Source organism: Mesorhizobium sp. WSM3868 (assembly GCF_002294785.1).
Classification (GTDB): Bacteria; Pseudomonadota; Alphaproteobacteria; order Rhizobiales; family Rhizobiaceae; genus Mesorhizobium.
Window position 1 is genome coordinate 31,031 of sequence record NZ_NSGB01000007.1, and the last position, 12,852, is coordinate 43,882.

General features: G+C 63.4%; 14 protein-coding genes. 13 read left to right on the top strand and 1 reads right to left on the bottom strand.

The features are described from left to right. Positions 1–96 precede the first annotated feature (96 nt). The 8 genes from uxaC (at position 97) to recQ (ending at position 7,738) form a co-directional block, all read left to right on the top strand. Complete coding sequence (gene uxaC, locus CK221_RS13240) at positions 97–1,500, top strand: glucuronate isomerase (protein WP_095778050.1); 1,404 nt, start codon at positions 97–99, stop codon at positions 1,498–1,500. A 24-nt stretch (positions 1,501–1,524) separates the two neighbouring features. Next, positions 1,525–1,659: a hypothetical protein gene (locus CK221_RS31070; protein WP_280940578.1), complete on the top strand. Its 135-nt coding sequence runs from the start codon at positions 1,525–1,527 to the stop codon at positions 1,657–1,659. A gap of 38 nt (positions 1,660–1,697) precedes the next feature. Then, on the top strand, positions 1,698–2,471 hold the full coding sequence (locus tag CK221_RS13245; protein WP_067001542.1) for a FadR/GntR family transcriptional regulator: 774 nt from the start codon (positions 1,698–1,700) through the stop codon (positions 2,469–2,471). 114 nt (positions 2,472–2,585) lie between these two features. Then, positions 2,586–3,353: a 2-dehydro-3-deoxy-D-gluconate 5-dehydrogenase KduD gene (kduD, locus tag CK221_RS13250; protein WP_067001545.1), complete on the top strand. Its 768-nt coding sequence runs from the start codon at positions 2,586–2,588 to the stop codon at positions 3,351–3,353. Between the two features lie 32 nt (positions 3,354–3,385). After that, positions 3,386–3,715 (top strand): cupin domain-containing protein, encoded by a 330-nt coding sequence (locus CK221_RS13255; protein WP_067001548.1) that lies wholly within the window; start codon positions 3,386–3,388, stop codon positions 3,713–3,715. A gap of 33 nt (positions 3,716–3,748) precedes the next feature. Continuing rightward, the gene (locus CK221_RS13260; protein WP_245430634.1) at positions 3,749–4,696 is read left to right on the top strand and encodes a sulfotransferase; all 948 of its coding nucleotides are present in this window, start codon (positions 3,749–3,751) and stop codon (positions 4,694–4,696) included. Next, a complete protein-coding gene (locus tag CK221_RS13265) occupies positions 4,693–5,652 on the top strand; it encodes a hypothetical protein (protein ID WP_143749036.1) in 960 nt (319 codons plus the stop codon). The genes CK221_RS13260 and CK221_RS13265 overlap by 4 nt, the downstream gene beginning before the upstream one ends. A gap of 220 nt (positions 5,653–5,872) precedes the next feature. Next, complete coding sequence (gene recQ / locus CK221_RS13270; protein WP_245430635.1) at positions 5,873–7,738, top strand: DNA helicase RecQ; 1,866 nt, start codon at positions 5,873–5,875, stop codon at positions 7,736–7,738. Between the two features lie 100 nt (positions 7,739–7,838). On the opposite strand, the gene CK221_RS13275 is transcribed toward recQ, so the two are convergent. Beyond that, positions 7,839–8,048: a hypothetical protein gene (locus CK221_RS13275; protein WP_095778053.1), complete on the bottom strand. Its 210-nt coding sequence runs from the start codon at positions 8,046–8,048 to the stop codon at positions 7,839–7,841. 296 nt (positions 8,049–8,344) lie between these two features. Between CK221_RS13275 and CK221_RS13280 the strand changes: the two genes are divergently transcribed. From CK221_RS13280 to CK221_RS13300, 5 genes are all read left to right on the top strand, one after another. After that, a complete protein-coding gene (locus tag CK221_RS13280; RefSeq protein ID WP_348628437.1) occupies positions 8,345–8,884 on the top strand; it encodes a sulfotransferase in 540 nt (179 codons plus the stop codon). 273 nt (positions 8,885–9,157) lie between these two features. Then, complete coding sequence (locus CK221_RS13285; protein ID WP_095778055.1) at positions 9,158–9,622, top strand: DUF2147 domain-containing protein; 465 nt, start codon at positions 9,158–9,160, stop codon at positions 9,620–9,622. Positions 9,623–9,845: 223 nt separating this feature from the next. Continuing rightward, entirely contained in the window at positions 9,846–10,676 is an 831-nt protein-coding gene (locus tag CK221_RS13290; protein WP_067001565.1) for an oxidoreductase, read from the top strand. A gap of 64 nt (positions 10,677–10,740) precedes the next feature. Next, positions 10,741–11,781 (top strand): AraC family transcriptional regulator, encoded by a 1,041-nt coding sequence (locus CK221_RS13295; RefSeq protein ID WP_067001568.1) that lies wholly within the window; start codon positions 10,741–10,743, stop codon positions 11,779–11,781. A 187-nt stretch (positions 11,782–11,968) separates the two neighbouring features. After that, positions 11,969–12,598: a methyltransferase domain-containing protein gene (locus CK221_RS13300; RefSeq protein ID WP_095778056.1), complete on the top strand. Its 630-nt coding sequence runs from the start codon at positions 11,969–11,971 to the stop codon at positions 12,596–12,598. The last annotated feature ends 254 nt before the right edge of the window (positions 12,599–12,852 follow it).

The window sequence follows — 12,852 nt, forward strand, 5'->3', positions numbered from 1 at the left end:
CCGGGCCTTATGCAAAAGTCATCATACAACTGGCTGGTTTTTGTATGTTGACAATGTTGTTTGCTAATCCACCAATGGCAGCCTGGGAGGAGCGAAGTGGCTGCATTGACTGATCCGGACCTGTTGTTCGCGCCGGAAACGCGAACGCTGGCTCGCGCCCTTCATGCAGGCGTCAAGGACCTGCCGATCGTCAGCCCGCATGGCCACACGGACCCGCGCTGGTATGCGTTCAACGAGCCCTTTCCCGACCCCGCGCAGCTCCTGATCGTCCCGGACCACTACATTTTCCGCATGCTGTTCAGCCAGGGCGTGCCGCTGGAAAAGCTCGGCGTGCCGACGCTCGACGGAGCGCCGGTCGAGACCGACGGCAGAACGATCTGGCGGCGCTTTGCCGAGCATTACTATCTCTTCCGCGGCACGCCGACCCGGCTCTGGCTCGACCATGTGTTCGAGCACCTGTTCGGCATCGACGAACCGCTCAACGCCAGCACCGCTGATCGGTGCTACGACACGATCGCCGCGCTTCTTCAGCGCGCCGACTATCGGCCGCGGGCGCTGTTCGAGCGCTTCAACATCGAGGTGATCGCCACCACCGAAGGGGCGCTCGACGATCTCAAATGGCATCGGATGATCCGTGACAGCGGTTGGCAGGGCCGCGTCGTTACCGCCTACCGGCCGGACGCCGTGGTCGATCCCGACCTCGAAGGGTTTCTAGCCAATCTCGATCGCCTGGGCGAAATCACCGGATGCGACACCGGCACATGGGCCGGCTATCTCGAGGCGCACCGAAAGCGCCGCGCCTATTTCAAGGAATTCGGCGCCACCTCGTCCGATCACGGCCATCCGACCGCCGACACCGCCAATCTTTCCGACACGGCGGCGCAGGAGCTGTTCGACAGCATCCGCCGCGGTTCGGAGGACGAGCGCGAGCGAAAACTGTTCCGCGCCCAGATGCTGACCGAGATGGCCAAGATGAGTCGCGACGATGGGCTGGTAATGCAGATCCATCCCGGGTCGTGGCGCAATCATTCGCCGGCTGTTTTCCAGAAATTCGGCCGCGACAAGGGTTTCGATATCCCGACCCGGACCGACTATGTGACGGCGCTGAAGCCGCTGCTCGACTGCGTCGGGCTGGAGCGAGACCTGACGATCATTCTGTTCACGCTCGACGAGACGAGCTATGCGCGCGAGCTGGCGCCGCTCGCCGGCGTCTATCCGGCGCTGAAGCTTGGGCCGGCCTGGTGGTTCCACGACAGCCCGGAAGGCATGCGCCGCTTCCGCGAGATGACCACCGAGACGGCGGGCTTCTACAATACGGTCGGCTTCAACGACGACACGCGCGCCTTTCCATCGATCCCGGCGCGCCACGACGTCGCGCGGCGTGTCGACTGTGCCTTCCTGGCGCGGCTCGTCGCCGAACATCGGCTGCGCGAGGAGGAAGCGCATGAGCTGGCGCGCGAGCTTGCCTACACGCTTGCCAAGAAGGCGTACCGGCTCTGAGCCGGGCGCCAGGATTTGAAGGGCATGAAGTTCGGCAAGATCACGGTCTGGGAAGCGATACGCTCGAACTGGCCGTTCTACGGCGCGGGTATCGTGGTTCTGGCGCTGGTGACGTATATTCCCGCGATCTCGCTGTGGTTGCCAAGTGTCTTCAAGTAGGCGTCCTCGAATAGGGCGTTCAGATAGGGGAGTGCGACGTGGCCGGGCCCACGACGGATTTCAGGGTCGAACGGAAGCCGAAGCTGTCGGAAACGGTGGTCGCGGCGATCCGCAAGCAGCTGTTGGCGGGCGAGATCCCGCCCGGGCACAAGCTGCCGACCGAAGGGCAACTCACGGAAACCTTCGGCGTCAGCCGCACCGTCATTCGCGAGGCGCTGGCAAAGCTTGCCGCCGACGGCCTCGTCGAGGCGCGGCAGGGCGCCGGCGTCTTCGTCACAGAACACATCTCCACCACGCTCGGCGTTTTGGCCGCCGACATGGGCGCCAAGGATTCGATCGCGCTCAACGTGCTCGAGGTGCGGCTGGCGATCGAGATCGAATCGGCCGGCCTTGCCGCCATCCGCCGCAACGCGGCGCAAGAGGCGGCGATCCAGGAGGCTTTCTTCGAGTTCGAGCGGCTTCTGCTCGCCAGCCAGCCGACCGGTCCGGCGGATCTCGCCTTCCATAGGGCAATCGCCAGCGCCACCAATAACCCGTTCTATGTCGAGATGCTCGACGTGCTCGGCCGCCGCGCCATTCCCTGCGACGTAACCTCGCCCTGGTCGGCCGAGCTCGTCCAGTCCGACGAGTACCAGCGTGGCCTGCAACGGGAGCATCTGGTGATCCTCAACGCGATTTCGGCGGGCGACGCCGAAGCCGCGCGCGAGGCGATGCGGGCACATCTCACCTCGAGCCAGCAGCGCTACCGCGAGCGCCTGCAGGCGCGGCAGGCCTATTACGCAAAGTCCGTGGCGGCTGCGTCGACCGGATAATCATTCGAGCAAGGTAGAGATGGACCAGACACACACCGGCGCTTTCATCTGGGCCATGGCTGGCGACAATGTCGATTATACCGACGTCGACCAGCTGACGATGGACCAGCTCAAGTGAGCGATCTTTTCGCCTTCAGCCTTGCGGGAAAACGCATCCTCGTCACCGGCGCCAACACCGGCATCGGCCAAGGCATTGCAGTGTCGGTCGCGCGCGCCGGCGGCGCCGTCATCGGCGTCGGCCGCTCGGCGATGGATGAAACCGTGGAGAAGATCGCGGCCATTGGTGGCCAGTTCGAAACCGTGGCCGCCGATCTCGGCGATCCTGCTGCGGCTGCCGTCATGCTCGACCGGATATGGGACGAGAAGGGACCGCTCGACGGCTTGGTCAACAATGCCGGCATCATACGACGCGCCGACGCGGTCGATCTGACCGAAGCCGACTGGGACGAGGTGATGGACATCAATTTGAAGACGGTCTTCCGGCTTTGCCAGAGTTTTGCCAGACGCGTGCTGGCCGAGCCCGGGCGGCGCGGCAAGATCGTCAACATAGGCTCGGTGCTGAGCTTCCAGGGCGGCATCCGCGTCGCCTCCTACACCGCTTCGAAACATGGTGTGCTTGGCCTCACGAGGCTGCTCGCCTGCGAATGGGCGGCGAAAGGCATAAACGTCAACGGCATCGCGCCGGGCTATATCGAAACCAACAACACCGAAGCCTTGCGCGCCGACCCCGACCGCAGCGCCGCCATCCTCGGACGCATTCCCGCGGGGCGCTGGGGCCGGCCGGGCGACATCGGCGACGCGGCCGTTTTCCTGCTCGCGCCCGCGTCGGACTACATGCATGGCGCGGTGATGCCGGTGGACGGCGGCTGGCTGGCGCGGTGACCATTCTGCCAATTTCGAACGGAAGCTAAGCGATGACGCCTCTCTTTTCACATGCCGGCGAAAAAGCCTGGGAGCCGACGCCCGACGGCAACAGACGGCGCGTGCTGGTGCACACGGCCGAACTGATGATGGTCGAATTCGCCTTCAACAAGGGCGGCCTCGGCGCGCTGCATTCGCATCCGCACGTCCAGGCAAGCTATGTCGCCGAAGGCCGCTTCGAAGTCACCATCGACGACAAGTCAGAGATCCTGGCAGCGGGAAGCAGCTTCATCGTGCCGTCCAACCTGGTGCACGGCGTCAGGGCGCTGGAAGCGGGGCGGCTGGTCGACAGTTTTGCGCCTTATCGGGCCGACTTCCTATAGCGATATTCCTGTTGCCAAAGAAAAACCCGCGCCGTGAGGCGCGGGTTTGTTGCCTGGGCGCAGGTGGCGCCGCTGCGGTACTCAAACATTGCCGCAGGACGACAACGGTGCCGCAGCATGGTGAAGATAGGTTTAACGAAGAGGACTGGCACTCTGCCGGCATATCGGCCAAAGAGACGGCGCGCCGCAGCTTTGGCAACGGATGAACTAAGCCGGCGGGAGCGGAAGTCGGAAATGGACGTCGCACGAAAATCAGAAGCCTTTTTGCGCAAGGCCATCAGGCGGCCGATCAGAGAGGTTCGGCGCTTGGCGCTGGATGTGAAGCGGCTGTGGCGGCTTTGGTTTGCTGGACGCTCGGCGCCTTACAAGAAGATATTCATTGCCGGTTGCGCGCGCAGCGGCACGACGCTGACCCAGCGCCTGATGGGGTGTTTCGAGGACACCTTCGTCCATCGAGCCGAAGCGAAATACACCCAGCTGGATATGTTGGACCGCTCCGAATCCAACCTTGTCGTCAAGCGCACGGATCGGGGTCATATGCATCTGGCGAAATTGCCCGCCGCCATTGGCCTGATCTATTGCGTTCGCCATCCTTTCGACGTGCTCACCAGCTCGCATCCGGAAAGCAGGGCGGAGCGCCGGTTCCATGTCACCTCCGAACGCTGGCTGGCCGAGTACGAGGCCTTGCTGCGGCTGAGAAAGGCGCAGCCGGAGCGCGCGATCGTCTATGTCCGTTACGAGGACATGATCGCTCGGCCGGACGAGGTCCAGGAGAGGATCGCGCGAGCATTCGACCTCAGGCCGCGTATCCGCTTCAGCGAGGATGCCGGCAACCCGATACGGGCAACATCGCTCAAGAAGTGGGAACGGAACGAGGAATACCTTGCCTATCTCAAAGCCCTGCCCCCCGCCTTCCTCGCCCGGCTGAGAGGGTTCTGTGACGAGTTCGGCTATGACATGCCGGAGTGGGCAAACGCATGACGTCGATGCTCGGCCTTTCAGCCGAACGGCGAGGACCGTTGATTACGCCCGATATGCTGCCGGGCGATGAGGGAGCCAGCATAAACGGCCCATCGCTGGTGAGGATGCCGGCCTGGGCGACCGGCCGGCTCGCAACGTATCACCTCTATTTCGCGCATCACAACGGCACCTACATCCGCCTAGCCTATTCAGATACGCTGCAGGGTCCTTGGAGCGTTCACCCGGGCGGCGTACTTTCGCTTGGCGAATGTCCTTTTCTGAGGGATCACATCGCCTCTCCCGACGTGCATGTCGACGAGCAGACCCGACGCATCGTCATGTATTTTCACGGCCCTGAGCGACATGGCCGCGAGCAGACGACCTCTGCGGCGACATCGGTCGACGGCCTTTACTTCAACCCCAGTCCCCAGGCGCTAGGGCCGTTCTATGCGCGGATATTTCGGCACGACGGCTGGTGGTATGGGCTTTTCGGCACCGGCAGCATCAGGCTTCGCCGTTCGATCGATGGTCTTTCCGGTTTCGAGGAAGGGCCGGTCGTGCTACCGGGCTCGGGCCGGGTCCGGCCACGGCATGTGGCAGTGCAGAAGAACGGGGATTTGCTGATTGTCTATTATACGCGCAAGGGCGACGCGCCGGAGCGCGTGATTTACGGCAGCATCGACCTTTCCAAGGAGTGGCGGCGCTGGGTCGTGCGCGGCAGGACCGAATTGCTGAGACCCGGCACCGACTACGAGGGCGCCGGCCTGCCGGTTCGCCGTAGCAAGGCGGGCGTGGCAAGAAGCAAGGAGAACGGGCTGCGCGATCCGGCCATTTTCGAGGAGGATGGCAGGACCTGGCTGCTCTATGCCATTGCGGGCGAGAGCGGCATCGCGCTGGCCGAAATCCGACCGGGAGAACTCCGGGCTGTCGGGCTGCGAAAATCGATTGCGGATCTATGGAGCCGGCTTGGAGTCTGACGCGCCCTGCCTTTGCTAACCCTCGGCTCAGTGGACACTGCCGACCGCCTTGCCCTGCCATCTCGGTATCGCCGGGTTGCAGCGCAGGGAGGAGCCGACACCTCCGGCAGAGACGGCGGCGCCGGCAGGCAAAAACGGCGGACAGCACGGGTTGCGATGGCCTTCGGGCGATCCGCGCCTTAAGAACGTGACCTCAGCCGAAACCGGGAATCACTCTCAAATGCAAAACGCGATGGCGGGGCGGGCATCGGTGGCGGGCATTGCGGCGGAGGGACGCGATCCGAAGCGGCGCGTGCTGAAGGACGTGTTCGGCTTCGACGATTTTCGGCCCGGTCAGGCCGACGTGATAGAGGCGCTGCTGTGCGGCCGCCACGTGCTGGCGGTCATGCCGACCGGCGCCGGCAAGTCGCTCTGCTACCAGGTTCCGGCGCTGGTCCTTGGCGGGCTCACCATCGTCGTCTCGCCGCTGGTGGCGCTGATGCAGGACCAGGTCGCAGCGCTGCGGCTCGCCGGCGTCGCCGCCGATACGATCAACTCCTCGCTGGATCGCGATGCCAACGTCGCGGCGTGGCGCCGCGTCGCCTCGGGCCAGACGCGTCTGCTCTATCTGGCGCCGGAGCGGCTGATGACCGAGCGGATGCTCGACGCGCTGGCCAGGCTCGACATCCGGCTGATCGCCGTCGACGAGGCGCATTGCATCTCGCAATGGGGGCCAGCCTTTCGGCGCGAATATGAGGACCTTGCGCGGCTGCGCGACCTCTTTCCGAAAGTGCCGATCATCGCGCTGACCGCGACCGCGGACGAAACGACGCGCACCGACATTTCGGCGCGGCTGTTTGCCCACAGTGTCGACACGCTGGTGCTGGGCTTCGACCGGCCGAACATCAAGCTTGCCATCGAGCCGAAGCAGGACAGCAAACGCCAGCTGTTGCGTTTCGTCGAACGCCATGCGGGGCAGAGCGGCATCGTCTATTGCCTGTCGCGCAGGAAGACAGAGGAGATGGCGGCCTTCCTCGAAAAGAACGGCGTCACCGCGCTCGCTTACCATGCCGGCATGAGCAAGGAGGCGCGGGACGCGAACCAAAACGCTTTCATGACGCTGTCCGGCGTGGTCATGGTGGCGACCATCGCCTTCGGCATGGGCATCGACAAGCCGGACGTTGCCTATGTCTTCCACACCGACCTGCCGGCGAGCCTCGAGGCCTATTACCAGGAGATCGGCCGTGCCGGGCGCGACGGACGACCAGCCGAGGCGCATATGCTCTACGGCCTCGGCGACATCCGCACGCGCCGCTTGTTCATCGACGACGAAGATGCCTCGCCGGAGCATAAGCGGCGCTCGCATGGCCGGCTGGACACGCTGATCGGCTATTGCGAGACGGCGCAATGCCGGCGCCAGGTCCTGCTTGGCTATTTCGGCGAAGGCGCCTCGCCTTGCGGCAATTGCGACAACTGCCTCAACCAGGCGCCGCGCGCGGACGGCGGCACCGAGGCGCGCATCATTCTTTCGGCCGTCGCGCAAACCGGCGAGCGGTTCGGGGCCTCCCATATCGTCGACATCCTGCTCGGCCACGAGACCGAGAAAGTGCTGGCCCGAGGTCATCAAAGGCTTGCCAGCTTCGGCACCGGCGCGGCGCACAAGCGACCCGCGTGGCTGTCGCTGATCCGCCAGCTTGTGGCGGGCGGGTACCTGGTGCCGGACCCGGACGGCTATGGCGGCCTTGCCATTTCCGAGAGCGGCCGCGCGCTCGGCCGCGGCGAGATCGCCTTCGAGTATCGCGTCGAGACGCGGCACCGTTCCCTGCGCGACAAGGCGCGTTCGGCCCAGGCCGCGGCGGACGCCGAAGACCTGGACGCCGCGCTGCTCGCCACGCTCAAGGCGCTGCGGCTGCGCCTGGCGAAGGAACGCCAGGTCCCGGCCTATGTCGTTTTCTCCGACCGCACGCTGATCGACATGGCCGAGCGCTGCCCGCGCGACCTCGCTGCCTTCGCCGCGGTGAACGGCGTCGGCGAAGCCAAGCTCAAGGAATTCGGCGAGGTCTTCTTGAGCGCGATTGCGGAGCATCAATCCGGCGGATCAGGTTGAGGCAAAATCGGCCGGCGCATCACGCTCGTCCGGCCCAACCTACAAACCGGATCACGCATTCAAACGATGATTGCCCGCAGCCGACGCGCAACGCCCGCTCTCAAGTTGCGCCCTGGCTGGCCCCGATCATGGTTCTCACAGCGTCCAAGGGCTGCAAGCCGGCCTCGCGCACCAGCGTGCGCCAGCTGAAGAAGCTCAGCGCCAGCTGAAGCATCGCGCGCTGCCTGCCGTCGAGGCCTTGGCCGAGCACGTCCCGGCAGGCCGCGGCGGCAAGCGCGTGCGCTTCATCGATACACCCGATACGCCGCACGCTGAAATGTGAACGGCGCCGAGCGTGGTTCCACGCCGTTCCTGTGGAAACATTCCTGTTGCAATCTTCGAGGCAAACAGTTCGAATAAAGTCTTTCCGGGGGAACAAGAATTGTGAACAAGGGTGTGGTACGGCTTATTCCAAAGCCGAGGGCCTCAATATTCATCTGTGGTTGCGGTCATACCGGGTCGACCTTGCTCGCCCGGATATTGGCTGCGCATCCGGATGTCTTCAGTGTCCCGCGGGAGACAAGCGCTTTTGTCTCGGACAAAGGCGCCAGATGGACCAAGCTAAGCTTGCTTTTGCTTGAGGCGGCCATTTCGCGCCGGAGCGTCTGGGTCGAAAAAACCCCCGGGCATATTCATTACACCCGTCAGATACGCGAGACGATCCCGGATGCCCGTTTCATCGTGGTGACGCGCGATGGCCGTGATGTCGTGGCATCGCTCGGGCAGCGCTACGAGGGCGATTTCGACAGAGCGTTCCAAAGGTGGGTCGCCGACAGCAGGGCCTCGATGCTCTGCGTCGAGAGGGGCGGGGCCATGCTGTGGCGCTACGAGGACTTTATCGAGTCGCCTGCGCTTTCGATCGAACGGCTATGCCGCTTCATTGGTGTGGCTTTCGATGCTGCCATCCTGGACTATCACCGGCATCCGGTCGTCTGGGGAAGGGCAAGAAGAGTTCGCACGGCGCATTCGGCTCGCCGATCGGCGCAGGTCAACCAACCAATCACCGACTACAGGGGCGGCTGGCGATCGAAGCTGCCTGAGGAATTCGCCTCGCGTTTCGAGGCAGGTGAGGCCCAGGAACTGATGGCCTATTTCGGATATCGCTGAGGGCGACTGTCGCGCTCCTTCGTCAAGCGCGCAGCGCCGACGAGCGATCGCCGGCTCTGCGAACGGTAGCGGCAAGCGCTCTTCCACCGAACATGGCGCCAGGCGTCAGTAAAATGGCGCCGCCCGCGACTGATCGAGGCGCAACGCCGGTTTAGCTTACGCTCATCCAGTCTCGCAAAGATGAGAAAACTGGATCTCGCGAACGGTCGACAAACGGGTCGTCCGATCCGTGCCGGCTGCCGGCACCGCCAATCCCACACAAAGGAAAGATAGATGGATCTGAACAATTTCTCCCGCCGCGGCGCCTTGGCCATTTTTGTAGGCGCCACACTTCTGTCCGCCGCGCCTGCGGCTCACGCCCAGCAGGCGTCGTCTGATGCAATCATTGGCACCTGGCAGGCGGACGACGGCAGCGTGAAGCTCGAGACGTTCAAGACCGGCTCCGAATTCCAAGCCCGTCTCCTCTATGGCAACCAACTGGTCGAGCCCGGCGGCGTGACGTTCAAGAAGGACACCAAGAACCCCAATCCGGCGCTGCGCTCGCGGTCGATGAGGAATGCCATCTTCATCACCGGCCTCCATTGGGATGACGGCGCATGGACGGGCGGCTCCCTCTATGACGGCTCCTCGGGACGCACCTACAACTGCGAGGTGCGCATCAAGAATGGCAAGATGAACCTCAGGGGCTACATCGGCCTTCCGGCCCTCGGCCAGACGCGCACCTTCCATCGCGTCTGACGGCAGTGGATGGGAGTTGGCTGGCCCCGCAAAATGCCGGGCCGCCCAACTCCCGCACTTGTCGGAGCTTGGGTTGTCGCTGCCCGTAGCCGCACCCTCGTGAGCCATGGCGGCTGCCGCCCAGAGGTTGGCGGAAATTGCAAGTACCGTGGCAGCGATCGCCAATGCGTGCCGACCCCTTTTGCCCCAGAATTCAACATCAAATAGGAAAGGCACAAATCAAATGGCTAAGAAAGCAAACAGAACCGCGCTCGTCACTGGCGCATCCTCTGGCATGGGCAAGGAAATCGCCCGGCGTCTGATCAAGGACGGCTTCAAGGTCTATGTCGCCGCCCGCACCGTCGACAAAATGGCCGATCTTGCCAAGCTTGGCGCCATTCCGGTGCGCATGGACATTTCAGTGAATGCCGACATCGAGGCCGCCGTGGAAACGATACTCGCCCAGTCCGGCGGTGTCGACGTTCTCGTCAACAACGCCGGTTTTGGTCTTTACGGGCCGGTGGAAGACGTGACGATCGATGAGGCTCGCTACCAGTTCGAGGTCAATGTTTTCGGTCCCGCCCGGCTGACCCAGCTCCTGCTGCCGGCCATGCGCAAGAAGGGCGCTGGAACCATCGTCAACATCACCTCGATGGGCGGCAAGATCTATACGCTTCTCGGCGCGTGGTACCATGCCACCAAACATGCGCTTGAGGGCTGGTCGGACAGCCTGAGGCTCGAGCTAGCCCCCTTCGGCATCAAGGTCGTCGTCGTCGAGCCGGGCCTGATCGAGACGGGCTTTGGCGATGTCGTCGCCGATGGCCTGGTCAAGCGGTCGGCAAGCAGCGCCTATGCCAAGGTTTCCCAAGCGGTCGCCAAGACAACGCGGGACACCTATGGCCACGGCCGCGGCACCAACCCGGGCGTTATTGCCGATGTGGTTTCGGAGGCCGTCCGGGCGCGCAAGCCTAAGACCCGTTACGCTGCCGGCAAATACGCCAAGCCTATGATCGCTATCCGCAAATGGTTCGGCGACCGCATGTTCGACCGGATCATCATGAGCCAAATGCGATAAACAAGACCGGGATGGGCCGCTTGGCGGCGGCCCGTCGACGATGTGGAGTACAGGAGAACAGGTCATGGGCGCAGCTCCTGCTGACAAATGCAAGGTCCCGCAGGCGTTGTGGCGGGCGATCGAAGGCCTCGGGCTTCCGGCCGCTGCCGTGCTGAGGCAGGCGCGGCTGCCGGCGACGCTGCACTTGAACCCACAAAGTCTGGTGACGACGCACCAGTACTTCGCGATTTTCAAGGCCCTGGAAGAACTCACCTCCGACCCCGGCGTCGGCATCAGGTTGGTCAAGAGTGCCGATACCGCCGTCCATCCGCCGTCTACTTTGGCCGCATTCCACGCGCGGGATTACCGCGACGGATTGTCGAGGATCGCCAGGTTCAAGAGACTCTGCACGCCCGAACAGCTGCATATCTCCGAAACAAGGGGCGAGGTGGCGATCACGAGCGAGTGGTTCTATGCGACGGAGCCGGAGCCGGCCATTGCCGTCGACATTACGTTCGCGTTTCTGCTCGAACTGGGCCGGCGCGGAACCGGGCAGAACCTGGCGCCTGTCCTGGTCGAACTCACCCGTGCCGATCCCAACAGCGACGTTCTCAGCTCTTACTTTTCCTGTCCCATCCGCTACGGCGCGCCGCGTGACGTGCTGATCTTGAAAAGCAGCGATCTGAACCGTCCGTTTCCGGGACACAATCCAGAGCTTTTGGAAATTCTCACGCCGGCGCTTGCATCCGCCCTGGGTGAACTCCAGGCGCTCAGTTCGATCCGCGAGCAGGTGAAGATGGTCCTGAAAAGGAACCTGGCCAGCGGCCGGCCGGAACTGTCCGGCATTGCAACCGATCTCGGCCTCAGCGAACGAACGCTGCAACGCCGTATCACCGAGGAAGGCACCACCTTTCGTGAACTCCTGGTGGAAGCAAGACACGAGCTGGGCCGCCAGCTTCTGGCCGATGCCTCTGCCGACATCAACGAGGTCGCTTGCCTGCTCGGCTACCAGGACACGAGTTCATTCTATCGTGCCTTCCGCGACTGGGAAGGCACTACCCCCAATAGGTGGCGCGAACTGAATATGGGTCGAGCGTCGGGACCTGGTGGCACCAGCTTGCACTAGCCTGAGATAATTGGCGGTCTACGGCCGGAGGCATTTGTCCGATCTGTGATCTGTCGACTTGCTTGGATTGGCGCGAGTCACGAGTCGAATGGCGCCTGGCGCTAATCAGCATCCTTTTCGCCAGTGCTAACACCCGCCTAGGGATTCATCGACGTGAGCGAAGCTCCGGCTTCCAAAGGTGTGCAAGATGCGCCACGATTTTTGGATGTTCTTCAGAACCTGGCTGAGCGCTCCGCTCCGCGTGGCAGCAGTCGCGCCTTCTGGCAAGGCGCTTGCGAGGATCATGACGCAGGATATAACCGCGGAGACCGGGCTGGTAGTCGAACTTGGACCCGGCACCGGTGTTTTCACCTCGCGGCTGCTGGAGCGCGGCGTGCGGCCGGAAGACTTGACCTTGGTTGAGTACGGGGCGGAGTTCGCACAGCATCTCCAGTCCCGTTTTCCTCGGGTGCGGGTATTGCAGATGGACGCGGCTGCCATCGGAGACATCTCGCTTCAAAGAGGGGCAGCCGGAGCCGTCATCAGCGGCCTACCGCTTCTGAGCATGCCTGACCACAAGGTCATCGCGATCCTGGGTGGCGCCTTTTCACTGCTGCGGCCCGGAGGCGCTTTCTATCAGTTTACCTATGGTCCACGCTGTCCCGTGCCGCGTCCCATTCTGGAGGGATTGGAATTGCGTGCCACGCGCATAGGCCGGACATTGCAGAACGTGCCGCCAGCCGCAGTCTACAAGATTTCGCGGCTCAGGACTTGGGATCGGCCCCAGGGGCGCAAAGCTACGGAGCAGCCTAAAGGGGTTTCGGCCGTTGCAAGTTGAGTGCTTGTCGCCCATCGGCCCTAAAAAACGGTCAACCGAATCCGTTTGTCCATTTCGTCAAAGATTCGAAAAACGACGCCTTTTGTAGCCGACCCGGAAAGCCTCCCGAGCTGCCCGGCGGGGCAGGCCCGGGAGAGGGGTCGGTCTACGCGTCCAGGCTGCATCGGGAGAGCCCGCGCGGCCTTAGTGCCCTTCCGCATCGTGTTCAGTTTAACCGGGGCAGAAGTCGCTAAGGGCCGCAATGCCGCCGTTCT